Raw genomic sequence first — 25,435 nt, forward strand, 5'->3', positions numbered from 1 at the left:
GTCCGGCAATGAGGGTGTGCGTCGTCACATCCGACACCTCTTACTTTTTTCTCACTGTGCGCAACCTTTTGACCAAGTCATGGGTCAAAACGTTCTGGATCGCACGCCTGTGCGCTTCTTCAGGTTTCCCGGATTGGAGCTCTCCCTTGGCCGCTTCGCGTATGAAGCGGCGGCACAAGGTCCGCCGAAGGGCCGACATGTCCCTGCTGGGTGGCATCCGGCCGCCCATCGCCGTGCTGTCGGTTCTGCTCCTCGCCCTGGCGGGCATCACCGCCCTCACTCTCGGCCGCGTCGGACACGACCGCGTGCCCAAGGCCGTCCTGACCTCCCAGCAGCACTTCGCGGAGGACGGCGCGATCGCGCTGCGCGCCTCCGTCGACGAAGGCGTCACGGACCTCACCCGGACCGCCGCCCTCTTCAGCGCGGGAGCTCCGGTGCCGGCCGACGCGGTCCTCGACAAGATCGGCAACGTCTACCAGAAGTGGACGGGCACCGCCGTGGTCGAGATCAAGTCCGGCAGACTCCTCGCCGCCCGCGGCGAGAACGTCCCGCTGACCGTCGTCGACCGGGCCAGGCTCGGCGACAAGGACGGCCTGGCCCCGCGCATGGTACGGCTGCGGAACGGTGAGACCCGGCTGCTCACCTTCGCCCTGCTGACCTGGGAGGGCAGGCCGCAGCAGCTGCTCATCGCCTCCAGCAGCCTGAAGTTCCCCGGCATCAGCCTCGGCGAGTTCCGCACCATCGCGGTCATCGACCGGGCGGGCACGGTCCTGAGCAGCGACGGCATCCCCGAGCCCGAGCAGGTCAGCACCGATCTGCAGCGCAAGGAGGTCAAGGACTCCCACCGGCAGCTGCGGGCCTTCGCCGAGGCGGCATCGGGCAGGGCCGGGCAACACCCCCTCAAGGCCAAGGTGCCCGGCACCGGCGGCTTCCTCGGCGTCAGCGGCAGCCTCAGCGGCGACCGCTTTCTCGGCGAGCGCTCCGTCGCCGGATACGCCACGCTCGCTTCGCCCCAGCCGGGCGAGTCCACCGTCGCCACCGGTCTCGGCCTGACCGTCGTGGCCATAGTCAAAGTCGCCGAGGACCCGTCGACCGTCAGCAGCCCGGCCTTCGGGCTGCTCGCCGCGGGAGCCCTGCTGCTCATGGGCTGCCTCACCGTCGCCCTGCTGCTCGGCACGGTGCAGCGGCCCCTGCTGAGGCTGTTCCTGGAGAGCCGCCGCCTCACCCGCGGTGACCTCACCCGCCCGGTGACCGTGCCCCGGCGCGGCGAGGCCCGCCGCATCGGCGACGCCCTGGAGCGGCTGCGGGGCCAGCTCACCGGCGAGAGCCCCGCGGCCGAACGTGCCCGCAGGGCCCCGCGGTTCGGTGCCCGCACCCTGGTCGCCGCCGCAGGCGTGCTGCTGCTCCTGTGGTCCGGGCCGCTCCTGCTCCTGCTCAACCGCGCCGGCGACACCGTCGTCGTACCGCAGCAGATGGTCAACGACCAGCGCGAGCGCACCGACACCCTCACCGACCGGGTGCGCCGGGCCCTCAACGAGGGCCACGCCGACCTCGCGTCGGTGGCCTCGCTCATCGGAGACCGGACCGGGCCCGCGCAGATGACCGAGGTGCTGGAACGCACCATGAACGAGCACGAGCGCTACCAGAGCCTGTACGTGCTCGACGCCCGGGGCGAGGTCCTGGCGCGCGCCGGCGAACCGCCGCACGAGGACCGCGGCGAGGACCGCGGCGAGGGCCACGCCACCCGGCCGATGCGCGTCCTGGACGATCAGGGCAAGAAGCCCGTGATCGTCGGCAGGGCCGAGCTGTCCGGCCGCCACGGCGCCGCCGTGGTCGGCGAGTTCCGCATCGACTTCCTCAACGCCCTGCTCAAGCGGCCGGGGCTGGGCGAGGTACGGGTGGTCGACGCCAAGCGCCGCATCATCGGGGGAAACAACGGCTATCTGGCCTTCGGGAAGCTGCCGGGCGACCGCATCGACGAGCTCGTCGACGGCACCAACCAGAAGGTCGGCATGAACCCACGCCCCAGCGGCGTCCTCTTCCGGGAGGGCAGCGACATCCAGATCGCCGCCGCCGCGCCGTTCGTCGGCGGCGGTGCCGCCAAGACGCTCGGCTGGACCGTCGTCAGCTGGCAGCCCGCATCCGGACTCGCCATACCCGAGTACAGCTATCAGAACCGCACGGTCCTCGCGGGCTTGCTCGGCATCACCGCGGCCGCGGCCTGCCTGGGCTGGCTGCACATCGTCGTCGTACGTCCGCTGCGCGAACTGGCCCGCCAGGCCGAGGCGCTGGCCGCCGGCGACCGTAAGACCGTGCTCTACCCGCGCCATCACGACGAGGTCGGGGCCGTGGCCCGCAGCCTCGAACTGATCCGGCAGCAGCTCCAGGACCGGCAGCGCGCCCGCGAGCGCGGGCGTGCCCCGGTCGGTGCCGGAAGGAACTAGGACCACCCGTGCTCTTCCTCTACACCGTGCTCGTGGTGTGCGGAGTCATCCTGCTGATCGCCGGGATCGTCGAACAGCGGCGGCACTTCGTCAACCTCGACCACATACCGACCCGCGTGCTCGTCAACGGCATCCGAGGCAAGTCGTCGATCACCCGCCTGTGCGCGGGCGCCCTGCGCGGCGGCGGCCTGACCACGGTCGCCAAGACCACCGGCACCGCCGCCCGGTTCATCCACCCCGACGCCACCGAGGAGCCGGTCTACCGCAAGTTCGGCATCGCCAATGTCGTCGAGCAGATCGGCATCGTGCGCCGCGCGGCCGCATACGACCCGGACGCGCTCGTCATCGAGTGCATGGCCGTCATGCCGGCCCTCCAGGAGATCAACCAGTCGAAGCTGATCCGCTCCACGATCGGCGTCCTGTGCAACGTCCGTGAGGACCACCTCGCGGAGATGGGCCCGACCCTCGACGACGTGGCACGCTCCCTGTGCCGGTCCATGCCGGAGGGCGGCATCTGTGTCACCGCCGAGCAGGAACGCCTCCACATCCTCCAGGAGGAGGCCGACGCCCGCGACTGCAAGCTGATCTACGCCGATCCGGAGACGGTCAGCGACGAGGAGCTGCGCGGATTCAGCTGGTTCACCTTCAAGGAGAACGTGGCGATCGCGCTGACCGTCGCCGAACTCGTCGGCGTGGACCGCGAGACCGCTCTGAAGGGCATGTACGACGCCCCGCCGGACCCCGGTGTCCTCTCCGTCGAGCGCTACCTCACACCCGACGGCAAGAAGCTGCGCTTCGCCAACGTCTTCGCGGCCAACGACCCCGAGTCGACGCTGATGAACATCAACCAACTGCTCGGCCTCGGCGCCGTCCACCGGCCGCTGAACGTCGTCATCAACTGCCGCCCCGACCGGGTCGAGCGCAACGGCCAGATGGGCGAGATCATCCCCGACCTCGACCCGGACCAGGTGTTCGTGATCGGCCACCCGGCCAAGTCCGCCATCGACGCGATCCCGGCCGCCTACCGCGACCGCGCCGTCGACCTCGGTGGCGACCGCCGCGACCCCGAGGAGTTCATGGCGCAGCTCCTCGACCGGCTCGGCGCCGACTCCTCGCTCGTCGCCGTCGGCAACATCCACGGGCAGGGCGAGGTCCTCCTGGAGCACCTCGCCGAACTCCCCCCGGACGAGAGCGCCGACGGCGAAGCGGACGAACCGGCCCCGCTCGACCGGCACGTCGACACGGTGGCGCTGTACGCGCCGCACATCGACCCGTACGCGCAGTACTCGCCGGCGTACGAGATGCGGTACGCGCCGCAGGTCCCGGAGCTGTGCGGCCCGCGGGACCCGAATCCGCAGGCGACGTACGGGCAGGGCCCGCAGGAGAAGGCCGTCGGCGCTCCCCGGGCCCTGGCCGCCGCACCCCCGCAACAGGACCGCCCGCGCGGCCCGTTCGAGCCCCGTGTCCCGCCCGCCCCGCCCACCGAAGACCCCCAGCAGTGGCACAGCCCAGGAGAGCAGCGTTGATCCCCTCCGTCCTCACGCCCGAGATCGCCGCGGTCGGCATCGCCATCGGGTTGCTGTTCTCGCTGGTCTGCTATCTGACCACCAACCTCTCGCCCGGCGGCATGATCACCCCGGGCTGGCTGGCCCTGACGCTCGTCGAGGACCTGCAGCGCGCTGCCATGGTGGTCGGCGTCACGGTCCTGACCTACGTCGGCACGCTGCTGATGCAGAAGTTCGTGATCCTTTACGGCAAGCGGCTGTTCGCCGCCGTCGTACTGCTCGGCGTCACGCTCCAGGCGACGGTGATGATCGTGCTCGCGCTCGAGTTCCCGCTGATGTACGCCAACCAGACTCTCGGGTTCATCGTGCCGGGGCTGATCGCCTACCAACTGGTGCGCCAGCCCAAGGGCCCCACTCTGCTCGCCACCGGCTCGGTGACGCTCACGGCCTATGTCGTCCTCACCGCCGGCATCCTCCTCGGCGTCATGCCGTCCGTCTGACCCGATCGGAGCCGATCCCATGAGTCCCCGAAAGAAACGCCCCGTGCTGCACACCGTGACGGTGCTCGCGCTGCTCGGCACCAGCGGCTACCTGACCGTGGAACTGCGCAAGGACGAACAGGCCAAGGCGCCCGCCGTGCAGGCCGTCACCGACACCCCCGGCCTGGAGTCGAGTACCGGGCAGAAGGGCGGCAAGCTGAGCTGGGAGCGCCTGAAGAATCCCGAGCGTTCGGTGCTGCGCGGCGAGGGCGGGCAGGTGCTCGCCACCTTCACGGACAGCGCCCGCACCGCCACCCTCAAGGGCCCCAGCCGCACCTTCACCGAACCCGCCAACACCAAGTCCCGCGTGGTGACGGAGGACTGGGTGCGCCTGATGCCCGAACCCTGGCGCAAGGGTGCGGAGAAGGAGAAGTGGTTCAAGGACTGGTTCAAGGAGTTCTACGGCAGCGAGGAGGACGACGTCTTCGCCTACGCCTTCCAGTACGTCGAGGGCGCCCCGGTCAAGAAGGACGACGAGGGCGTCGCGTACGCCGGTGACGCGAACTTCGGCCCGCTGAACCCGAACGGCAGCGAGGGCAACGACCTGCGCGACGAACTCTCGGACTTCTACGACTACCTGGGCACCTCTTACAGCTTCCGCGACGGCGTGGCCCAGCGGCCGGAGACCGCGCGCGCCCGTTCCGTGGACTGCTCGGGTTTCCAGCGTCTGGTGTGGGGCTACCGCGCCCGCTACCCCCTGGCCTCCTCCGACACCTCGAGGGACGGCCTGCCCCGCACCGCCAACGGCATGGCCCGCTCGAAGGCCGGCGCCGACGTCATCCCGCTCAAGGGCGTCGGCGCGGCCGACCGCCCGCAGTCCATCGACGTCCTGCAACCGGGCGACCTGGTCTTCTTCAAGCTCGACCAGCGCACCAAGCAGCGCCTCGACCACGTCGGCATGTACATGGGCCACGACACCGAAGGCCACATGATCTTCGTGTCCAGCCGGGAAGAGGCCAACGGCCCGACCATCGGTGACAAGGGCGGCACGTCGCGCCTCGACGGCAACGGCTACTACGCGAGTACGTTGCGCAGCGCCAAGCGGCTGTGACCCGAGCGGGAACGGCAGAGAACGGCAGAGAACGCCAGGGAACGGCAGGGAACGCCAGGGCACGGCAGGGAACGGCGAGCAACGGGTGAGGGCCGTGCGGGGGGGGGGGGATCCCGGACGGCCCTCACCCATCAGCGGCACGTCGCACCGGACCGGACCGCAGCGGTAGGGGCCGGACGGCCCTGTGAAGAAGCTCCGGGGCCCTTCAGGCTGAAAGTGGCTCCTTGCCGTGGATACGGGGAAGAGAAGGGCGGTGGGGACAAGGAAGGGCGGTGGGGACAAGGGAGGTGATGGAGGCGATGGAGCATCCCCTGGTCGTGGGGGTCGACGGAACGGATGCCGCGCTGCGGGCGGTGGACTGGGCGACGGACGAGGCCGCACGTCGTGGACTGCCGCTGCGCATCGTCCACGCCTCCCGGTGGGAGCGGTACGAGGGCACCGCACCGGCGGACGACCCGGAACGCCCCGGCGAACAGATCCTTGCGGAGGACGCCGTGGGGTGCGCCGCCGAGCGTGTCCGGAGCCGCGCCGCGGATGTCGCGGTCGCGGCCGAGGTGGTCGCCGACGACCCGGTCACCGCGCTTCTCGACGCGGGACACTACGCGTCCATGCTGGTCCTGGGAACGAGCGGCCGCGGCGAGATCGCCGGTCTGCTGCTGGGCTCCGTCGGCCTGGCCATCGCGGCGCGAGCCCGGTGTCCGGTGATCGTGGTGCGCGGCGGAAGTCCCGCAGCGGTCGGTTCCGGTGGCCGCGTCCTCCTCGGGGTCGATGATCCGGCCAGGGCGTCGGAGGCCGTCCGCTTCGCCTTCCGCGAGGCCGAGATCCGCCACGGCACGCTGGAAGCCGTGCGCGCCTGGCGGCGTCCCGCCTCCTACCGGGCGAGCAACCGCCCGCTGCCGGCCGAAGCGGCCAGGCGCAGCCAGGAAGAGCAGGCGGCGGCACTGCTGGACGACGCGCTCGGTGAGGTGGTGGCCGACCACCCGGGCGTCCAGGTGTGCCGCGCCACCGTCGCGGGCCGCCCGCACAAAGTGCTGCTGCGCCGGAGCGGGAGTGCGGATCTGCTCGTCCTCGGCGCAGTGCACCGGCACGGCCACCACCCCGGCCTCCAGGTCGGGCGGGTGGCCCGCACCGCCCTCTGCCACGCCTCCTGCCCGGTGGCGGTCGTGGCCCAGCAGGCGTGAGAGGCGTGCTCGTCACCCGATGCCGGAGGCGTGGTCGGGCACATAGGTCTGCAGGTCCCGGGGCGGCCGCTGGTAGCCGGTGGCGGATGGGCGCGCGGGCAGTTCGAGCGTCGGGGGAGCGACGTCGCGATAGGGCACGGTGGAGAGCAGATGGGCGATCATGTTCAGCCGGGCCCGGCGCTTGACGTCGCTCTCGACGACGAACCACGGTGACTCGGCGACGTCCGTGTGGACGAACATCTCGTCCTTGGCGCGCGAGTACTCCTCCCAGCGCGTCAGCGACTGCAGATCCATGAGGGAGAGCTTCCAGCGCCGCGTCGGGTCCTCGAGCCGGCGCCGGAATCGTTGCTCCTGCACCTCGTCGCTCACCGAGAACCAGTATTTGCGCAGCAGGATCCCGTCCTCGACCAGCATCCGCTCGAAGACCGGGCACTGGCGCAGGAACAGCTGGTGCTCGGCGGGGGTGCAGAAGCCCATCACCCGCTCCACGCCGGCCCGGTTGTACCAGCTGCGGTCGAAGAGCACGATCTCGCCGGCGGCGGGAAGGTGCTCCGTGTACCGCTGGAAGTACCACTGGGTCCGCTCACGCTCGGTGGGCCGGGGCAGCGCCACGATCCGCGCCACCCGTGGGTTGAGGTACTGCGTGACGCGCTTGATCGTGCTGCCCTTGCCGGCCGCGTCCCGTCCCTCGAAAACGACGACCAGCCGGGCGCTTTCGGCACGTACCCATTCCTGGAGCTTCACCAGCTCCGTCTGCAACCGGTACAGCTCCCGCTCGTACAGCGGCCGTGGCAGCTTTCCCCGCCCGTCGCCGTCCCGCTTCTCCGCCATACGACGACGGTACGGAGAACCGCCGGGCCCGGCTCGGACGGGGGAGCCGAACGGGGCACGGCGCCGTCAGCCGTGCGGGACGGCGGCGACCGGGGCCGGACGGCCCCTGACCAGGAACGCACGGGACGGAGCAGGCTGAAGGTGAAGGTGTCGGTCCGGCCGTGAGGCCGGACCGTACCGAGGAGGAGTCGTGGAGCACACCCCGCACACCGTCGGCGATATGAGGACGCGGACCGTGGTCGCGATCGGTCAGGACGCGCCCTTCGCGGGGCTCGTCGAGACCATGCAGCAGCGGAAGGTGACCGCGCTGCCCGTGCTTGCGGGGGAGGGGCGGGCGATCGGATTGGTGCCGGTGGGCACGAGCCGGGGGAGGCGGAGATGAGACACCGACGGGTGGGCAGCATCATGACCGGCGACGTCGTCGCCGCGCGGCGCGAGACACCGGCCGATGAACTGGCACGGTGGCTCACGGAGTTCGACATCAACGGTGTGCCTGTGGTGGATGCCGACGACAAGGTGCTCGGGATCGTGTCCGCCACGGACCTGGCGCGGGTGCGACGAGTGTCCGGCGCCCGGGCGAACCCCGTCGCCGCTCTGGTGATGTCTGCTCCGGCCCATACGATCCGGGCCGACGACTCCGTCGTCCGGGCGGCACGCCTGATGAGTGCGAGCGGCGTCGAGCGGCTGCCCGTGGTGGACGAGGAGGCGCGTCTCGTGGGCATGGTCACCCGCCGTGATGTGCTGCGGATCTTCACCCCGCCGGACGCGGACATCCGCGATCAGGTGGTCGACGAGATCGTGGTGCGGACCCTGGAACTGAGCCCGCGGAGCGTGGACGTGTCCGTACACGACGGTGTGGTGACCCTCGTCGGACAGGTGGCGACCAGCGGGCAGGCGGTCGTCGTCGTGCGCATGGTGCGCCAGGTCGACGGCGTGGTCGCGGTCATCGATCGCCTCGCCCACCGGCACGAGACCGCGTACGAACAGCCCGTGTAGGCGAGCGGGACACCGGTCGCCCGCCCGACCACGGAGCACTGCCGGCCCGACCACGGAGCACTGCTCGCCACCCGTATACCGGTGCCCACCACCACGTCGTACCGGGGATCGGCGGCGCGCTGCCGTCGACCACCCATGCCGCGCTTCACTTCTGCGGGTGCCGCCAGTGGGCGTCCATGTCTGCCCACTCCTTCTCCCACTGCGTGTAGCGCCGACGCCGCAGTACGGCGGCACCGGCCCTTTCCGTGCCCACGAGCACCAGACCCGTGGCGGAAGCGGCCACGGTGCCGACGGCGATGCTCGCGGCCAGGGAGTCCACGGGGGAGACGGGATCCGGCACCAGGGAACCGTGCCGGTTCAGCCAGGCGGTCGTCCGGTCGCCGGCGTGCACCCCGGCCGGCACGGTCGTCTCCCCGGTGCGGACCGTGCCGTCCCGGGCGGTCCACCGGACGGTCGCTCGGGCCCGGCCGATCGTGCCGTCCCCGGAGCCGGTACCGATGGCAGCGGGCGGAGCATGTGCCACCACGGCGGAGACGGCGCGCCACTGCTGGGTCCGCAGCGGCGAGGCGGCGTCCACCGAGGCCGCCGCCACCCCGCCGGCGGTCGGCGCCAGTACGGCGATCAGCAGCCCCGTGACAATGACCATCCAGGACTCCGCCGCGTCGGTGCCACGCCAGAGCGGGCCGTGCTGCCATGGCCGGCGGATGTTCCACACAGACATGTCGGCCCTCCTTCGCCCCCTTCGACCGTCGCAGGTCCCGGCGGCGCAAGTGAGGGGCCGAACGGCCCATCCGGGGCCGGGCGTCCTCGACGAGGCGGCCTCGGGCCCCTTCCGCCCTGGCAGCGGTGAGAAATCGGGGTCACGATGGGGAGCGGGGGAGCCGTACGCAGCCGGAGGGCGCGATGAGCGACGCGGGCACCTTCTCACCGCAGCGGCCGATCCGCGTGTTCCTGCTCGACGACCATGAAGTGGTCCGCCGTGGTGTGCAGGATCTGCTCGAGGCCGAACCCGACATCGAAGTGGTGGGCGAGGCCGGCACGGCCGCCCACGCGCTCACCCGGGGGCCGGCGCTGCGTCCGGATGTCGCGGTGCTGGACGTGCGACTGCCGGACGGGGACGGGGTGTCCGTCTGCCGGGAGCTGCGCTCGCGCATGCCGGGGCTGGCGTGTTTGATGCTCACGTCGTTCGACGACGATGACGCGTTGCTCGACGCGATCATGGCCGGTGCGGCCGGTTATGCGCTGAAGGAGATCAAGGGCATCGATCTCGTTGCCGCGGTGCGCACGATCGCGTCCGGCCGTTCGATGCTCGATCCCGCGACGACGGCGCGGCTGATGACCAGTCTGCGGGGCGAGGAGGCGGAGACCGAACCCGAAGAGGATGCGCTGGCGACGCTGTCCCCCCGGGAGCGGGAGATCCTCGCCCTGATCGGCGAAGGCATGACCAACCGTCAAATCGGTAAGCGGCTCTATCTTTCCGAGAAGACCATCAAGAATCACATCTCCCGCCTGCTGGCCAAACTCGGCGTGGAACGGCGTATCCAGGCGGCGGTCCTCGCCACCCAGGCGTCGTCCCCGACCCCTGGAAGTCATGCCGGGCATCATGCCGGGCCGCACGGGCAGTGACTGCCGGGCCGCACGGGAAGCGACATGTGACGTCCGGCGTCATCCGGGCAGCGGAACGCGCCACACCAGGCGGGCCCCGCCGCCCGGTCGCGGCTCGACGGTCATCGCGCCGCCCGCACCCGCCGCCCGCTCCGCCAGGTTGTCCAGCCCGCTGCGGCGGCCGGTTCGCGAGAGGCCCACCCCGTCGTCGGTGACGGTCAGGGTGAGGTTCCCGTCGTGGACGATCAGTGCGACGTCCGCCGACCTCGCGTGCGCATGCCGCGCGGTGTTGCTCAGGGCCTCCTCCAGAACGGCCACCACGTGATCCGCGATCTCCGGCGGTACGTCCGTGTCGACGAGCCCCTCCATATGGAGGGACGGGGCGAACCCGAGCACACGAGACGCCTGGTCGACCACCGTGACGGCACGGACCCGCAGGCTGTGCCGAGCGCGGGCGGAGTCGTGGGCGCGGAGTCCGAAGATGGTGGTTCTGATGATCTTGATGGTGTCGTCCAGGTCGTCCACCGCCCGCAACAGGCGCTCCGTAGCCTGCGGATGGTCCACGAAGCGGACGGCGCTCTGCAGCGTCATGCCGGTCGCGAAGAGCCGTTGAATGGCAAGGTCGTGCAGGTCACGGGCGATCCGCTCACGGTCTGCGAGGACCGTCAGCTGCTCGGCGGCCTCGCGGCGCTCCGCCAGCTCGATCGCCAGTGCCGCCTGCCCGGCGAAGGTCAGCAGCGGTGCGGTCTCCGGGTCCGTGAACGGGCCGCGGCCGCTGAGCCGGGCCAGCAGCAGCACACCGCGCACCCGGTCGCCGGTGATCATCGGGACGGCGACGGCGGGGCCCAGGCCCTTCCAGCGGGGCGGGCCGACGGTGATCCTCGGGTCGTGCTGGACATCGGTGCTGACCAACAGGGCCCTGGCCGTGAGGGCAGCCCCCATGAACGATCCGCGACGCGGCAGGGCCAGCCCGTGATGCGCCTCGGCGTCCACACCCACGGCGAGTTCCACGCTCAGGCGGTCATCCTCGGCGGGCAGGGCCAGCACGCCCAGATCGGCCGAGAGGATGCGTACGGCGTGGCCGACGATGGTCGACAGGACGCCGGACTCCTCCACTCCGGGCAGCAGATCGGCGACGATCTCCGCGTTGGCCTCCAACCACCGCTGACGGTAACGGGCCTCCTCGTACAGCCGGGCGTGCTCGATCGCCATCCCGGCGGCCACTGCCAGCGCCGACAGTACGGTCTCGTCCTCCGCGTCGAATTCCCCGCCGCCACGTTTCTCGGTGAGATACAGGTTGCCGAACACTTCGTCCCGAACCCTGATCGGGACGCCGAGAAAGGAACGCATGGGCGGGTGATGCGGCGGGAATCCGTAGGCGGCCGGGTGCGCGCCCAGTTCCGCCAGTCGCAGCGGTGCGGGGTGGCGGATCAGCTCACCGAGAATCCCCTGTCCCTCCGGCAGCGGACCGATGGCTCCCCTCTGCTCCTCGGTGATTCCCACCGTGAGGAACCGGCTGAGCCGGGTGCCGTCACCGATCACGCCGATCGCGCCGTACTCCGCATCGACAAGCGTCGCGGCGGCTTCGACGATGCGGCGCAGCACCTGCGGCAGCTCCAGCCCCTTTCCCACGGACAGCACGGCCTCGAGCAGTGGATGGAGGGGGTGGCCGGCGGCCCGCTCCAGCGTGCGCAGGCGTTCCAGCAGATCGTCGGGGAGGGCCTCCGGGCGGAACGCACTCCCCGTCCGGCCCGGTTCCTCGGTTCTCACGGCGCCCTCCGTTGTGGCCGGCACCCTGGGCACGGCCACACGTTCCACGGTAAGCGCCGTGCGCACACAGGCACGTCGGGGCGAGGAAGGGCCACCCGGAGCGGCCGGCGGAACGGCCCGGCGGGGATCTTTCCGGTTGCGTATACAGGGCCGTTCGGCCCCCGCTCGGCGCCCATCGGCTCATTGGCCGACGGTCGGGCCGTCCGGGAAGCTCGATAACGCGGGAAACGGTGTTCCTGCGGAGCGTGCGCGTGGGTCGGAGCCGCGCGCACGCTCGCCGCATCGGAACGAATACGGCGAACTTCTCCCTCGTGGCGCCTCTCGCGTCGCTCGCGTGCCGCTCTCGTGCCCCCTCGGGCCGTCGAAAGGACGGTTCGCCGCGAAAGAAGGACAGCCATGGCACCGGAAATCATCACGGTGGGAATTGACGGTTCCCCCGAGAGCCTGGTGGCCGCGCAGTGGGCCGCCGACGAGGCGGACCGCCGGCAGTGGGTGCTGCGACTTCTCCACGCGTGGATCCTGCTCGCCGCGCAGGGGCCTGACACGCCCCCCGACCGTGACCGGAACGCCGTCGCCCGGCAGATCGTGCGCCAGGCGCTCGACGCGGTGCACCAGCGCCATCCGCAGTTGCAGGCGATCGAGGACCTGGTGGGTTCCGAAGCCGAACCGGCACTGCTGCGCGCGGCCGGGGAATCGCAGATGCTCGTGCTCGGGTCGAGAGCCGTGGGTGCCTGGGAAAGCTATGTACTCGGCGACGTCAGCCTGGATGTGGTGGGCCGGGCAGAGGGACCGGTCGTGCTCGTACGCGCGCCGAGGACCGCGCCGCCGAGGGATCCGGTCGGCGCCGAGGCGCCCCCGGTCGCCCGGGAGCCACGCATCGTCCTCGGGATGAGCCTGCGGGCTCCCTGCGAGCGCCTCCTGGCCTTCGCCTTCGATGCCGCAGCGGGCCGGGGGATCCCGCTGGCAGCCGTACACGGCCGTCCGCTCCCCCTCCACGCCTACGCGCCGTGGGGTGTCGACCCCGATGTCGCAGCCGACGTGGTCAAGGAGGCCGACGCCGAACTGCGTGCCGCCCTTCGGCCGTGGCGTGAGCGTTTCCCCGATGTGGCGGTGCAGATGACGGTGCTCCCCGAGAACCCGGCACGGGCCCTCGTGCAGACGGCTCCGGGTGCCGAACTCCTGGTGGTCGGGCGCAGGCCGCACAGTCGTGCGCCGGCGCCGCGCGTCGGTGCCGTCGCACACGCCGCCATCCACCACGTGACCTGCCCCGTGGCGGTGGTACCCCATGACTGAGGCGTGACCGAACTCCGAACTTGTTCGTAACGAACATGTTCGTTATCGTCCCGGACATGGCTTCGAAGACTCCCGCCCCGCGCAGTCGCCGTGAGCGGCCCGCCAAGCCCGCGCTCACCCACGAGGGGATCGTCGCCACCGCGGTGCGGCTGATGCGGGCCGAGGGCCTGCGGCGCGTCACCATGCGCCGCCTCGCCCAGGAGCTCGACACCGGCCCCGCCTCGCTGTACGTGTACGTGGCGAACACGGCCGAACTGCATGCGGCGATCCTCGACGAACTGCTCGGCGCCGTCGATCTCGGCCCCGCCACGGCCGAGGGGGAGTGGCGCGGCCGGCTGGCGGCCGTCCTGGCCTCTTACACCGGCGTCCTGTTCGCGCACCCCACCCTCGCCCCGTCCGCCTTGGTGGCCCGTCCGTCGGGGCCGAACTACCTGGACCTGGTCGAAGCGATCCTCGCCCTGCTGCATGAGGGCGGCGTCCCTGGCGCACAGGCCGCCTGGGGCGTGGACGTGCTGCTGCAGGTGGCCACCGCGACCGCCGCCGAGCACTCCACCCGCGACCGCTCGAGCGACGCCGAGGACGAACACCATGCGCTCGTCGACGCGTTGGGGCACGCCTCCGCCGAAAACCACCCAAGGATCGCCGGCCTCGGCGCCGATCTCCTGTCCGGCACCCCGGAGCAGCGTCTGGACTGGATCTTCCGCGTCGTCATCAACGGCGTGCTCGGCACGCCCCGCACGGCGGACCGAACCCACCCGTGAACGAGGGGACCACCATGAGCACCACCCACCACCCGATAGCCGTCATCGGCGCCGGTCTCGGCGGCCTGACCCTCGCCCGCATCCTGGCCGTGCACGGCATCGAAGCGGCGGTGTTCGACCTCGATGCGGACCGGTACGCCCGCGTCCAGGGCGGGATGCTCGACATCCATGAGGAGTCCGGTCAGGCGGCGCTGCGCGCCGCTCAACTCCACGCGGAATTCCGCAAGTTCGTCCTTCCCGGCGGAGAGGCGATGCGTATCCTCGACAAGTACGCCACCCTCCACACGGAGGAGAGCGACGAGGAGTCCACTCACACCCGACCCGAGATCGACCGCGGGCGGCTGCGCGACCTCCTGCTGGACTCCCTCCCCGCCGGCACGGTGCGCTGGGGAGCGAAGGTCACCGGCGCCCGCACACTGGACGACCGGCGCCACGAGGTCACTCTCGCCGACGGCACCGTGTTCACCGCCGACCTGCTCGTCGGCGCGGACGGGGCCTGGTCCAAGGTCCGCCCCCTCGTCTCCGCCGCCGTACCCGCCTACACCGGGGTGTCCGTCGTCGAAAGCGACCTGCTCGACGCCCTCACCCGCCACCCCGAAGCCGCGGCCGTGGTCGGTGGCGGCATGCTCTTCGCGCTCTCGGACGCCAAGGGCTTCCTCGCCCACCGCGAATCCGACGGCAGTCTCCGCATCTACACCGCCGTCAAGACCCCGCGGGCGTGGCTGGAGAGCATCGACTTCACCCGCACCGACCTCGCGAAGGAGCGCGTGCTGGAGCAGTTCACCGACTGGCACCCCAGCCTGACGGCCCTCCTCGCCGACGCCGACGGCCCGCTCGTACCGCGTCCGATCTTCGCGCTGCCCGTCGGGCACCGCTGGGACCGCGTTCCCGGGGTCACGCTTCTCGGTGACGCCGCGCACGTGATGTCGCCGTTTGCCGGCGAGGGCGCCAACAGCGCGATGCAGGACGCCGCCGAGCTCGCGCAGGCACTCATCGCCCACCCCGAAGACACCGAGACCGCGCTCGCCCGCTACGAGGCGGCCGCGTTCCCCCGCTCCCGCGCCGCCGCAGCCGACTCGGCCGCCGGCCTGGCCACGTGCTTCGCCGATGACGCGCCCGAGGGACTGATCGCCCAGTTCGCCTCCCACCACGAGGAGGACCGCATCTCCACCCGGTGAGGAGAAGCCACGAAGCCACGAAGCCACGAAGCCACGAAGCCACGAAGCCACGAAGCCACGGAGCCACACCGAGCGGCGCCCTCGCAGCGCGGCCCAAGGCGGCAGCGGTCGTCACACACATCGCCCCCCCGCGGCCCGTCCGTTCACCCGCCGACGGGGGCGTCACATGCGGGAGTGGTGCTCGATGTCCTCCCGGAACGCGGTGATCGCCTGGTCGGTGAGGGCGGGGCGGGTGTCGGCGATGGCGGCCAGGTAGTCCTCGGTGCTGGCGGGCGTGCCGTGCCGGTCGGCGACCTCGCGTTCGAACGCGGCGTGGGCGCCCTTGCGGGCGGCGAACTCGATGTCGGCGGGCGTGAACATCTCGCTGGCCGCCACCAGCCGGTGCAGCTCGACGCTGTCGGCGGCGGGGCCGAGGTAGCGCTGCCAGATCGCCGCCCGGGCCGCCGGGTCGGGCGGGCCGACCGGAATGACGTAGTCGAACCGGCCGGGGCGCAGGAAGGCCGGGTCGAGGGAGCGTACGGAGTTGGTCGCGCAGATCAGCAGGCGGTCGTCGTGGTCGCGGAAGCCCGGTATCAGCTTGAGCAGTTCGTTGGTGACGCCGTGGCCGGGGTCGACGGCCAGGCCGGACCGGATGCCGGCGATCTCCTCGACTTCGTCGATGAACAGCAGGACGGTGTCGAGCTCCGCCAGGTCGGCGAAGGTGTCCCGCAGCGAGGCGGCCAGGCCGCCGTCTCCGGTCGCCGCGAGCCGGGACGGGAAGAGCTCCACGAAGGGCCACTCGAGTCGGGAGGAGACGGCTTTGGCGAAGCTCGTCTTGCCGGTGCCCGGCGGGCCGAAGAGGATGACGGCCTTGGGCGGCGTGACCCCGTGCTTCTCGGCCAGCACGGGCTCGGCCAGCGGCAGCACCACCCGCCGCTCGATGGTCGCCTTCTCCCGCTCCATGCCGGAGAGGGCGGACCACAGCCCCGGAGGCAGTACCCGCCCGCCGAGTTCCGCCAGCAGACCCGCGTCGGCCGCGCCGAGGTGGTCGGCCTTCTCGTAGAAGACCAGTCCGTTCCGAGCCCGGTAACCGGAGTTCTCCAGGGCCGAGGTGCCCGTGGCCCCGGGGGCGAGCAGTGCGCTGATCCGCGATACGCCCCGTACCCGCAGCCGCCGTTCCAGTTCTGCGATCAGGGCGCTGCCGATGCCGCGGTTGCGCCACATACCGGCCAGCGCCACCAGGGTGATCCAGGCCCGTTCGCCCTGGACCTGGGCGACCGCCATGCCCACCAGCTCCTCGCCGACCACCGCCACCACGGCGGGCCCGCCGGACCGGGCCACGGCCACGACCTCGGAGATGGGAAACACCGGGGGCGACGCGTCCTGCTGCCGGTCCTGATCCCAGATCCGGATCGCCCGGTCCAGATCGTCGTCGTGGTAGTCCCGCAGTCGCCACGCGGCCATCGTCACCACCTTGCCGGCGGGCGGCCGACGCCGTACCGGAAGTCGGCCGCGCCCTCTCCCGGGCGGTCCCGGGCCCCATGGTCCGCATCGCCCGCGCCCGGGAGAACCGGCGAACAGAGGTCCTGAAAACCAGGCTACCGCCGCGGCCCGAGTACCTCATCCGCGCCATTCCATGGCGTGGGGCGGTGCACACGGGGCGCCGTCCGGCTGGGCGTCGCCGCCTCGAAGGGCCTGATCAACGGCGACCCCGGCGGGTGCGGTCGGCCACGCCGACGGCCCGCAGCCCGGTCCACAGGGCGGAGCCTGGGGCGGGGCCGCGGGCCGTCGGGGCGGGCCGGGCGGACCTAGCGCGAGCTGGAGGCCGCTCGCTCCGGCACGGACGTCTGCGGCGGGCTGTTCCTCGGGTGCTTGGGGTTGAGGAACCACTTGCGGGCGGAGACGAGCCACCAGGTGCCGGCGAAGACCAGCACCACACCCACCGTGATGGGCGCGTAGTTGAACGTCTCGATGGTCACCGGATTCAGCTGGGGCAGCATGAACAGCACGGTGATGACCACCACCCAGCCGACCGCGATCAGGCCCACGGGCCTGGACCAGCGCCCCAGGTGCCAGGGACCGCGCCGGAAGTTCTCTCCCTGGCGCAGCCGCAGCAGGGTGGGCACGACGTAGGCGATGTAGAGGCCGATCGTCGCGATGGAGGTGACGGCGGCGTACGCGGTCGTGTTGAACAGATAAGGCAGGCCGAGGACGAACGCACCGCCCGCGGCGAGCCACACCGCGTTGGTCGGGGTGCGGGTCCCCGGGTGGAGCTTGTGCCAGACGGAGGAGAACGGCAGTGCCCCGTCGCGGGAGAAGGCGTAGATCATGCGGGAGTTCGCGGTCACGGAGGCCATACCGCAGAACAGCTGGGCGCCGATGATGACGAGCAGCATCAGCTTGCCGGTGCTCGCGCCGAGGGCGTCCAGGAAGATCTGCGCCGGCGGCACACCGGTGCTCGACTCCAGGGCGCCGGTGTAGGACTGGATGGCGAAGGTCAGGCCGAAGAGCAGCACGAACCCGGCCGCCCAGGACACGACGATCGAGCGGACGATGCCCTTCGGCCCCTCGACCGAGGCGTTCTTCGTCTCCTCCGTCATATGGGCGGAGGCGTCATAGCCGGTGAAGGTGTACTGGGCCATCAGAAGACCGATGAGAGCGACGTAGACCGCGGAGCCCCAGCCGGTGTTGTTGACGAACTCGGTGAAGACGAAGCCGGGGGACTGGTGCTTGTCGGGGATCACCAGGAGGGCGCCGACGATCACGACGACGCCGATCAGATGCCACCACACCGAGACGGTGTTGAAGAAGCCGACGACGCGCACGCGGAAGGTGTTCACCACTGCGTGCAGCACGAGGATCACACCGAAGAGCGTGATCGTGTGGACGGGGGTGGCGGCGTAGCTGAACTGAAGGTTCAGGTAGGCGTTGAGGAACGACGCGGCACCGAAGTCGATTCCCGCGGTGACCGCCACTTGGCCGAGCGTGTTGAACCAGCCGGTGAACCAGGCCCAGGCGGGAGCAGACTTCTTCGGGGCGAGCTTGTGCGCCCAGAAGTAGAGCCCCGCGGAGGTCGGGTACGAGGAGCAGACCTCCGCCATGGCCAGGCCGACGAAGAGGGTCATCAGGCCGACGAGAACCCAGCCCCACATGATCAGGGCCGGCCCGCCGGTGTTCATGCCGAACCCGTACATCGTCAGGCAGCCGGACAGGATGCTGATGATGGTGAACGAGACGGCGAAGTTCTGCCGCCCGGACATGGAGCGGTCCAACGTCTGGGTGATGCCGAGTTCGGCGAGGCGTTCCTCCTCCGTCTGCGTAACGCTGGGTATGTCCAATGGCATGGCTGGACCCTCTCCTGTTGGTGGCGCGGCGAATTGCGGAACGGCATCGGCCCGCGGGCCTCGGCGCGGCGCTATGGCGCGGACGCCTTGACCGCCCAGTTCCGATGACGAGTGAAGAGCTGCTGGGCGTCTCCGCAGTAGCTCCACGGCACATCCGTGGCGTACGGGCCGATGGCGTCGAACACCTCGGCCGCCGCCCGGTGCTGATTCGCGAAGGACATCGCGTGGGCCAGGTAGTTGGCGTCCTCGTGGAAGGCGGCGTGCGGGCGGGACGGGGCCCGGTACGTCCACCAGTTCTCCCACGCCTGATGGGTCGACGGGTTGTCCGTCCAGGGGTGGACCGTCAGGCCGTACCGGTGCCCTTCCTTCTGCATCCGCAGGCGGTGCGACTCGGCGAGCGCGACCAGCGGCAGGGTGTGCAACGGCATCCCGCGGGGGACGTGGGCGCACCGGTCCTGCGCCCAGTGGAACATCTCCCCGGCCACGCCGTGCCAGTCGGGGAACATGTAGGTGAGGAGCTCGTGGTGCGCCTCTCTGTTCCACGGGTCGCGCTCCTCGACCTCCTGCCACACGCTCTGCACCGTGTCCCGCCACTGCCGGTCGCGGTCGGGGGAGTGGAAGCGCAGCAGGGCGAGCATGACGACGTACGGCGTCGGATCGGCGGGCAGGGCGTCACCGGCGGCATGGCACAGCTCCCACGCCGCTTCCATCTCCGTCCCGCTGCCCTGGCCCCGTGGTCCGGCCATCGAACGCAGGGCCTGGACGGTGGCGAGGAGGGCCAGGGCGTGCGGAGAGCGGGGTTCGGCCTGTGCCCAGGTGTCGGCGAAGGTGAGCCGCGCCCCGGCACGGGCGAGCACCTGCAGGCGGAAAATACGGCGGTCCCAGTCGGCGCCGGTCGCGACCAGCAGTTCGCGTGCGCCTTCCCATCTGCCCATCGCGGCGTCCTCCACCACTGTGCGCAATGGGGAGTCGTCCCGGGCCGGATTCCGGTCGAGCACCGGTCGGCGTCTCACGGCCTTCCCGCCGAGGTCTTCGCGGGCGAGCGGAGCAGTGGTGCACGATAAGCGCGAGCGGCATCAGCAGGCACTTTTCCGGCCTCCAGATGAGGGTCCACCGTGGCGGGACCCGGAGGCGGTGCCCGCGAGCCTCGGATCCGGCCCGTGCCGCGGTGCGTTCTCGTGCGGAGGCGAAAGCCCGATCCTGCCTTGAGGGGCGATCACCGGAATCTCCTGTATGTCGAGATGCGTGTCCTGTGCAACGTGTCTGTCAACTTCGCTCATGAAGTGCCGACTTGCGGAAGCAGAAGCAGACTATTCACTGAGGTGCGATCGCGCACATTCCTTTGGTGATAAATCTCGCCCGTTTTCGTTTCACGGGGATACGTGAGATCCGTTAATTCTCCCTAAAAGGGGCGATAGTGGAGGGAGTTGCTCGAATGCTCATCGGGCGGTCCCGGCGAATCCCGGAGAGTGCCCACAGTCGGCTGCGATGTTCCGCAACGCCGACTCGAACGGGCGTGTCCGACGAACTCCCGCAGTGCGGCGGGGCCCATGGATTCGCCCACGGCCGGGGCGTCATGGCGCACCGGGCGGGGTCCCTCGCCCGTCCTCCCTGCCCTACGGGCGGACGACGGGACGTTGCGGACGCCGCCTAGGCGCGCGGGAGCAGGGTGCCGGCCCGTTTGAGGGTGCGGATGACCGGTGCGGTCTCGATCGTGCGGATCGCGTCCAGGGACGCGATCCGTTCCGTGAGGTATCGGGAAAGGCCTTGCGTGTCACGGCAGTTGATGGCGGCGAGCAGGTTGGTCGGACCGGTGGTCAGCGCGACCAGCGAGACTTCCGGGTGATCGGCCATCGCGGCTGCCACGGCGGTGAGCTCCGAGGGTCGGACGGACATCCAGAGCCGGGCTTCGGCACGAAAGCCCAGGGCGGCGGAGGGGATGTCGACCAGGAAGACCAGGACTCCGGCTCTGCGCAGGGTGGCGATGCGGCGACGGACGGTCGCGTCCGACGAGCCGGTGGCAGCGGCGAGTTCGGTGTAGCCGGCCCGGCCGTCCCGGCCGAGGGCCCCGAGGAGGGCTCGGTCCCCTTGCCTCAGATCCATCGGTCCCTCCGAGGCCATGTCGACGGCGGGAGGCGGGGCGAGGAGTGCGACCTGTTCCGGGGTGAGCCCAGCAGGTCCCGCCCAGTCGTTGGGCAGGGCGTAGTGGTTGAGCAGGAGATGCGCCGAGACCGAAGTGACGCGAGCGGTGCGGGGCAGCTGGTGCAGGAGCAGTGCGTCGCTCTCGTCGCCGGAGCGGGTCTGCGTACTGAAGGAGATCTCCGTACCGCCGGACAGCAGATGCACGAAGGAGATGTCGTTGCGCTTGGCCAGCGCCGTGGCAATGGCTCCGGCCGCGTCGGGGGTGCAGCGCAGCCGGACCGTCCAGGCGCTGTAGCCGAGCCGGGCGCCGTTCAGGGTGCCGACCACACGCAGGATGCCGGCGGTACGCAGCCGCCGGTAGCGGCGGGCCACGGTGTTCTCGGAGAGGCCGAGGGCCTCGCCGATGGCGCGGAAAGCGGCCCGGCCGTCGATCTGCAGGGCGTGCACCAGCCCTCGATCGACCTCGTCGAGAATGACGGCATCTGCCTGCATCGGGCCAACCATGCCAGTAACCGGCACTGGCTGAGCGACGGCTGGTGGCTCCTGCGCAAAGAGTGGGGCGGACCCTTGCAGGGCAAGGCGCCTCGGCCCGACTCGGGAGTTCCTTCGCGGTGGTTGACTCCCCGGAGGCCCTCTGCCTACCTTCGCATCACCTATCGGTATACGAATCTTCAATTCCGCATGGCGAATGAGTGAGGGTGGAGCATGCAGGGCGTCGAGGCGCTGGGTCCGGTATCCGAGGCCACCGAGCGGCTCGTGGCCACCCTCGGCACCCTCACCGACGACCAGGTCGGCGGGTCGACGCTCGTGCCTCCGTGGACCCGCGGCCATGTGATCACCCATGTCGCGCGGGCGACCGACAGCCTCTGTCGGCTGCTGACCTGGGCACGCACCGGTGTGGAGACCCCGCAGTACGCGAGCATGGACGCGCGGGCGGCCGAGATCGAGGCGGGCGCGGCACGGCCGGTCGCCGCCCTGATCGCCGACGTCACCGACACCGCCGCACGTTTCGAGGAGGCGGTGCGCTCCCTGCCCGAAGCGGCATGGCGCGTGGAGGTGCGGATGCGTACCGGAGAACTGCGCACCCCCGCGACCCTGGTCCCCACCAGGCTGCGCGAACTCGAGGTGCACCACGCCGACCTGGCGGCCGGGTACACCTTCGCCGACGTGCCCCCCGCCGCGGCACGCTGGATCATCGACGACATCGTCGAGGCACTGCACCGGCGCGACGGCATCCCTGCCGTACGGATCGAGGCCACCGACACCGCCCTCTCCCATGAACTCGGCTCCGGCGGCCCGCTCGTCACGGGACCCCAGGCCGACCTGCTGGCCTGGCTCACAGGGCGCTCGCCCGGTACGGGCCTGACGGCCCCGGAAGCCGGCGAAGTGCCGTCGGCGCCGTACTGGATCTGACCGGCCGGCCCCCGGGCCGCCCCCGGGCCTCCATCCCCCCGCCCACGCCGCCCCGGGAGGGGGATTTTGGTGATCGGCGGCGCTTCGGAGCACGCCGCTGGCGGACCGTATTGGAAATGGTTACCATTGCCAACAACATCCCCGATGAAAGGTGCCCGGCGCCATGTCCGCCCACTGTCAACTGACCGGCGCCAAGCCGGGCTTCGGTAAGTCCATCTCCCACTCGCACCGCCGGACGCCTCGCCGGTTCGATCCGAACATCCAGCGCAAGCGCTACTGGCTGGCGGGCGAGGGTCGGCATGTCCGGCTCACGCTCAGCACCAAGGCGATCAAGACGGTCGATGCCATCGGTGTCGAGGTGGCGGTGGCGCGCATCCGCGCACGAGGAGGAAAGGTCTGATGGCGAAGCAGAGCAAGATCGCAAAGAACGAGCGGCGAAAGGCGATCGTCGAGCGATACGCCGCCCGGCGCGCCGAACTCAAGGAGGTCATCCGGCGGCCTTCGTCCACCGAGGCCGAACGGGTCGCCGCCCAGGCCGAACTGAGGCGCCAGCCACGCGACGCGAGTGCTACCCGGGTGCGCAACCGGGATGGCGTGGACGGCCGACCCCGCGGTCATCTGCGGAAGTTCGGCCTGTCCCGCGTGCGTGTACGGGAACAGGCGCACGCCGGGTTCCTTCCCGGGGTCACCAAGTCGTCCTGGTGATGCCCCGTCGTTGATGCCCGGGGTTCGCCTGGTGCGGGCTGCGGTGGTGGGGCGCGAGGGGTCATGAGGCGACTCACGTGGTGGTGTCCGCGGGCTCCGTCACCCTGCACGTCTCTGACCTGGGGGTGGCCCCGTGATCACGGTCGGGGGATCGCAAGCGTAGGGCGGATTGGATTCTGTGGAGATTTCCCGGTCCGCGAACCCCCGTTCATGGACGACGAGTTCACGGCAGGCGGCCCGTTGATCCGCGCAAAGAGATCAACGGGGCTTCTTCGGGTCCGCATTCGGGCGCCGGGAATGCGCGCGGAAACGGGGTTCGTGGGCCGTGCCGGATTCTTTGGTCGGGCAGTCCTCGAACGAACCCGGCGGCCGGCGTAGGCGCTCCTTCTGGAGCCTTCGTGTTCATGAGGTGGGCGGCGGCAATCCGGTGGGTGCCGATCGTCGGCCGGGTGCGGGGGAGCGCGGCCCGGCTCGCCGGAGACCCCTTGTGCGAACCGGCCGCCGAATTCGGCGAACCACTCCACGTCGGGCGCGGGCGGTGGCCGTCGGCCGGCCCGTACCAGCTGCGGCGGGCGGTCGACGACCCCGTCCGGTCGGCTGGTGACACGGCAGCCGGAGCCGGCGGAAGCCGATCAAGCCGTGTCGCCGGTCCCCCTGATCGTCCTTTCCGGTTCCGTCGTTCCGCCAACGGCCTTTCGGTGAGGGGGGATTCGGCTCGGTGGCGATCCGGTAAGGCGCCCAGTGGCCGCCGAAGCGGGCTGTCTACGAAATAGCAATTCCTCTCTGCGAAAGTTCAAATTTCCTTCAAGATGGCGCCGTGCAGGTAGTCGAAAGGGTAATCGTCCGGTCGCTATCCGCTGTTTTGCCCGCTCGCGGAGCCTGTCTGCGCACATTCGACGGAATATCCACAGTGACGGGCTGAAATTTAGGCAAGGAATCCTTCAAGGAATATATCTATTCAGTCGACGCCTCTTTGCAGGGCCGTAAATGCTCCCTAGCCTTAGGCAAATTTTCGGCCAGACCTGTCTTGAAAGGCCTCCTATGGCAAGCGTTGACGAGATCGCTCCCCCAAGGACGCGCGAATCCGGCTCCCTCCGCAGGGATGTGGGACTGATCGGTCTGATGTGGGCCTCGGTCGGTTCCATCATCGGATCCGGTTGGCTGTACGGAGCGCAGAAGGCCGTAGTGGTGGCGGGTCCTGCCGCGGTCATCTCCTGGGGCATCGGCGCGATCGCGATCGTCCTCCTGGCACTGGTGCACGCCGAGCTCGGAGGTCTCTTCCCGGTCGCCGGTGGAACGGCGCGGTATCCGCACTACGCCTTCGGTGGCCTGGCCGGCATGTCATTCGGCTGGTTCTCCTGGCTCCAGGCCGCGACAGTGGCCCCGATCGAGGTCGAGGCCATGATCGGCTACGCCGGTCACTGGTCATGGGCCCAGGGGTTCCTGCACGCGAACGGGACCCTCACCACGAGCGGCTTCATCGTCGCCGTCATCCTCATGGCGATTTTCGTAGCGGTGAACTTCCTCGGTGTGAAGGTGCTGGCGCACACCAACAGCGCCGCGACCTGGTGGAAAATCGCCGTACCCCTCGGGGCGATCTTCGTCATCGCGGCGACCAACTTCCACCCGCACAACTTCACCTCGCACGGCTTCGCGCCGTTCGGCGCCAAGGGCGTGCTCAGCGCCATCAGCACCAGCGGCATCATCTTCGCCCTGCTCGGCTTCGAACAGGCCATCCAGCTCGCGGGCGAGAGCCGCAACCCCAAGCGCGACCTGCCGCGCGCGACGATCGGGTCGGTCCTGATCGGCGCGGTCATCTACATCCTTCTCCAGGTCGTCTACATCGGCGCTCTCCCGCTGGCCTCCTTCGCACACGGCTGGGCCAAGCTGGACTATGCCGGCATCAGCGGCCCGTGGGCCGGTCTGGCCACCGTGGTGGGGCTGGGCTGGCTCGGATGGGTCCTCTACGCGGACGCGATCATCTCCCCGGGCGGCACCGGCCTGATCTACACGACCTCGACCTCGCGCATCTCCTACGGCCTGAGCAAGAACGGCTACGCGCCCAGACTGTTCGACAGGACCGACGCGCGCGGCGTGCCGTGGTTCGGCCTGATCATCTCGTTCGTCACCGGCGTGATCTGTTTCCTGCCCTTCCCGAGCTGGCAGGAGCTGGTCTCCTTCATCACCTCGGCGAGCGTCCTGATGTACGCCGGTGCGCCGCTGGCCTTCGGTGTGTTCCGTAACCGGCTGCCGCACCACGAGCGCCCGTACCGCCTGCCCGGCGGGCATGTGATCTCGCCGATGTCCTTCGTCGTCGCGAGCCTGATCATCTACTGGGCCGGCTGGGACACCCTCCAGCGGCTCGGCTGGGCGATCATCATCGGGTACGTGCTGCTCGGCAGCTACGCCTGGTACGCGACGAGGAAGCGGCTGCCGAACGCCCCGCGGCTGGACTGGAAGGCCGCGCAGTGGCTTCCGGTGTACCTGCTCGGCATGGGCCTCATCTCCTGGCAGGGCGGCTTCGGGGGCCAGAGCCACATCCCGCTGTGGTGGGACATGGTGATCGTCACGGCGTTCTCCGTGGCGATCTACTACTGGGCCCGCTCCACCGCCGTTTCCGGCGCGGCCATCGAGCAGAACATCGAGGAGGTCGCGGTCGTGGACGAGGGCGGCCACTGACCCACTGCCCCCACACCAT

Annotated in this window: 22 protein-coding genes; 15 read left to right on the forward strand and 7 right to left on the reverse strand. The window is 70.5% G+C overall.

Translation table 11 applies throughout. The features are described 5' to 3' along the window. Positions 1-197 precede the first annotated feature (197 nt). The 5 genes from ACGFML_RS16700 to ACGFML_RS16720 all read left to right on the forward strand — a co-directional run bounded on the left by ACGFML_RS16700 (position 198) and on the right by ACGFML_RS16720 (position 6,720). Positions 198-2,444 (forward strand): HAMP domain-containing protein, encoded by a 2,247-nt coding sequence (locus tag ACGFML_RS16700; protein WP_393544692.1) that lies wholly within the window; start codon positions 198-200, stop codon positions 2,442-2,444. A gap of 8 nt (positions 2,445-2,452) precedes the next feature. Continuing rightward, positions 2,453-3,970 carry a poly-gamma-glutamate synthase PgsB gene (gene pgsB / locus ACGFML_RS16705; RefSeq protein ID WP_393544300.1) on the forward strand — a complete coding sequence of 506 codons (1,518 nt, stop codon included), beginning with the start codon at positions 2,453-2,455 and terminating at the stop codon, positions 3,968-3,970. Next, entirely contained in the window at positions 3,967-4,449 is a 483-nt protein-coding gene (locus ACGFML_RS16710) for a poly-gamma-glutamate biosynthesis protein PgsC/CapC (protein ID WP_393544301.1), read from the forward strand. Before pgsB ends, ACGFML_RS16710 begins: the two co-directional genes overlap by 4 nt. 19 nt (positions 4,450-4,468) lie before the next feature. Then, the gene (locus ACGFML_RS16715) at positions 4,469-5,539 is read left to right on the forward strand and encodes an NlpC/P60 family protein (RefSeq protein ID WP_393544303.1); all 1,071 of its coding nucleotides are present in this window, start codon (positions 4,469-4,471) and stop codon (positions 5,537-5,539) included. Positions 5,540-5,811: 272 nt separating this feature from the next. Further along, on the forward strand, positions 5,812-6,720 hold the full coding sequence (locus ACGFML_RS16720; RefSeq protein ID WP_393544304.1) for a universal stress protein: 909 nt from the start codon (positions 5,812-5,814) through the stop codon (positions 6,718-6,720). A 12-nt stretch (positions 6,721-6,732) separates the two neighbouring features. Here ACGFML_RS16720 and ppk2 read toward each other — a convergent pair whose 3' ends face one another. Then, positions 6,733-7,551 carry a polyphosphate kinase 2 gene (ppk2, locus tag ACGFML_RS16725; protein WP_393544306.1) on the reverse strand — a complete coding sequence of 273 codons (819 nt, stop codon included), beginning with the start codon at positions 7,549-7,551 and terminating at the stop codon, positions 6,733-6,735. Between the two features lie 190 nt (positions 7,552-7,741). On the opposite strand from ppk2, the gene ACGFML_RS16730 reads away from it, so the two are divergent. Then, positions 7,742-7,933: a CBS domain-containing protein gene (locus ACGFML_RS16730; RefSeq protein ID WP_393544308.1), complete on the forward strand. Its 192-nt coding sequence runs from the start codon at positions 7,742-7,744 to the stop codon at positions 7,931-7,933. Next, positions 7,930-8,547: a CBS domain-containing protein gene (locus ACGFML_RS16735; RefSeq protein ID WP_393544310.1), complete on the forward strand. Its 618-nt coding sequence runs from the start codon at positions 7,930-7,932 to the stop codon at positions 8,545-8,547. Before ACGFML_RS16730 ends, ACGFML_RS16735 begins: the two co-directional genes overlap by 4 nt. A gap of 145 nt (positions 8,548-8,692) precedes the next feature. On the opposite strand, the gene ACGFML_RS16740 is transcribed toward ACGFML_RS16735, so the two are convergent. Continuing rightward, positions 8,693-9,268 carry a hypothetical protein gene (locus ACGFML_RS16740; RefSeq protein ID WP_393544311.1) on the reverse strand — a complete coding sequence of 192 codons (576 nt, stop codon included), beginning with the start codon at positions 9,266-9,268 and terminating at the stop codon, positions 8,693-8,695. A 182-nt stretch (positions 9,269-9,450) separates the two neighbouring features. Here ACGFML_RS16740 and ACGFML_RS16745 point away from each other — a divergent pair, with 182 nt between their 5' ends. Further along, complete coding sequence (locus ACGFML_RS16745) at positions 9,451-10,173, forward strand: response regulator (RefSeq protein WP_393544313.1); 723 nt, start codon at positions 9,451-9,453, stop codon at positions 10,171-10,173. Positions 10,174-10,212: 39 nt separating this feature from the next. On the opposite strand, the gene ACGFML_RS16750 is transcribed toward ACGFML_RS16745, so the two are convergent. Beyond that, on the reverse strand, positions 10,213-11,922 hold the full coding sequence (locus tag ACGFML_RS16750; protein WP_393544315.1) for a GAF domain-containing protein: 1,710 nt from the start codon (positions 11,920-11,922) through the stop codon (positions 10,213-10,215). A 396-nt stretch (positions 11,923-12,318) separates the two neighbouring features. Here ACGFML_RS16750 and ACGFML_RS16755 point away from each other — a divergent pair, with 396 nt between their 5' ends. Genes ACGFML_RS16755 through ACGFML_RS16765 form a run of 3 tightly spaced genes read left to right on the forward strand, consistent with a single transcriptional unit; the run spans position 12,319 to position 15,154 of the window. Continuing rightward, positions 12,319-13,215: a universal stress protein gene (locus ACGFML_RS16755; protein WP_393544317.1), complete on the forward strand. Its 897-nt coding sequence runs from the start codon at positions 12,319-12,321 to the stop codon at positions 13,213-13,215. A gap of 56 nt (positions 13,216-13,271) precedes the next feature. Further along, positions 13,272-13,976: a TetR/AcrR family transcriptional regulator gene (locus ACGFML_RS16760; RefSeq protein WP_393544319.1), complete on the forward strand. Its 705-nt coding sequence runs from the start codon at positions 13,272-13,274 to the stop codon at positions 13,974-13,976. A gap of 14 nt (positions 13,977-13,990) precedes the next feature. Then, entirely contained in the window at positions 13,991-15,154 is a 1,164-nt protein-coding gene (locus ACGFML_RS16765; protein WP_393544321.1) for an FAD-dependent oxidoreductase, read from the forward strand. Positions 15,155-15,316: 162 nt separating this feature from the next. Here ACGFML_RS16765 and ACGFML_RS16770 read toward each other — a convergent pair whose 3' ends face one another. The 4 genes from ACGFML_RS16770 to ACGFML_RS16785 all read right to left on the reverse strand — a co-directional run bounded on the left by ACGFML_RS16770 (position 15,317) and on the right by ACGFML_RS16785 (position 21,111). Further along, positions 15,317-16,597 (reverse strand): ATP-binding protein, encoded by a 1,281-nt coding sequence (locus ACGFML_RS16770; protein ID WP_393544323.1) that lies wholly within the window; start codon positions 16,595-16,597, stop codon positions 15,317-15,319. Between the two features lie 344 nt (positions 16,598-16,941). Continuing rightward, the gene (locus tag ACGFML_RS16775; RefSeq protein WP_393544324.1) at positions 16,942-18,477 is read right to left on the reverse strand and encodes an amino acid permease; all 1,536 of its coding nucleotides are present in this window, start codon (positions 18,475-18,477) and stop codon (positions 16,942-16,944) included. A 71-nt stretch (positions 18,478-18,548) separates the two neighbouring features. Beyond that, positions 18,549-19,412: a hypothetical protein gene (locus tag ACGFML_RS16780; protein ID WP_393544326.1), complete on the reverse strand. Its 864-nt coding sequence runs from the start codon at positions 19,410-19,412 to the stop codon at positions 18,549-18,551. A 715-nt stretch (positions 19,413-20,127) separates the two neighbouring features. Further along, positions 20,128-21,111 (reverse strand): Lrp/AsnC family transcriptional regulator, encoded by a 984-nt coding sequence (locus tag ACGFML_RS16785; protein WP_393544328.1) that lies wholly within the window; start codon positions 21,109-21,111, stop codon positions 20,128-20,130. Positions 21,112-21,324: 213 nt separating this feature from the next. On the opposite strand from ACGFML_RS16785, the gene ACGFML_RS16790 reads away from it, so the two are divergent. From ACGFML_RS16790 to ACGFML_RS16805, 4 genes are all read left to right on the forward strand, one after another. Then, entirely contained in the window at positions 21,325-22,032 is a 708-nt protein-coding gene (locus tag ACGFML_RS16790; RefSeq protein ID WP_393544330.1) for a maleylpyruvate isomerase family mycothiol-dependent enzyme, read from the forward strand. 163 nt (positions 22,033-22,195) lie between these two features. Next, positions 22,196-22,432, forward strand: a complete 237-nt coding sequence (gene rpmB, locus ACGFML_RS16795; protein ID WP_393544332.1) for a 50S ribosomal protein L28 — start codon at positions 22,196-22,198, stop codon at positions 22,430-22,432. Continuing rightward, a complete protein-coding gene (gene rpsN, locus ACGFML_RS16800) occupies positions 22,432-22,737 on the forward strand; it encodes a 30S ribosomal protein S14 (RefSeq protein ID WP_393544334.1) in 306 nt (101 codons plus the stop codon). The genes rpmB and rpsN overlap by 1 nt, the downstream gene beginning before the upstream one ends. 1,041 nt (positions 22,738-23,778) lie before the next feature. Further along, positions 23,779-25,416, forward strand: coding sequence for an APC family permease (locus tag ACGFML_RS16805; protein ID WP_393544336.1), 1,638 nt, complete (start codon positions 23,779-23,781; stop codon positions 25,414-25,416). Positions 25,417-25,435 lie beyond the last annotated feature (19 nt).

Source organism: Streptomyces sp. NPDC048650, from assembly GCF_043199095.1.
Taxonomy (GTDB): domain Bacteria; phylum Actinomycetota; class Actinomycetes; order Streptomycetales; family Streptomycetaceae; genus Streptomyces.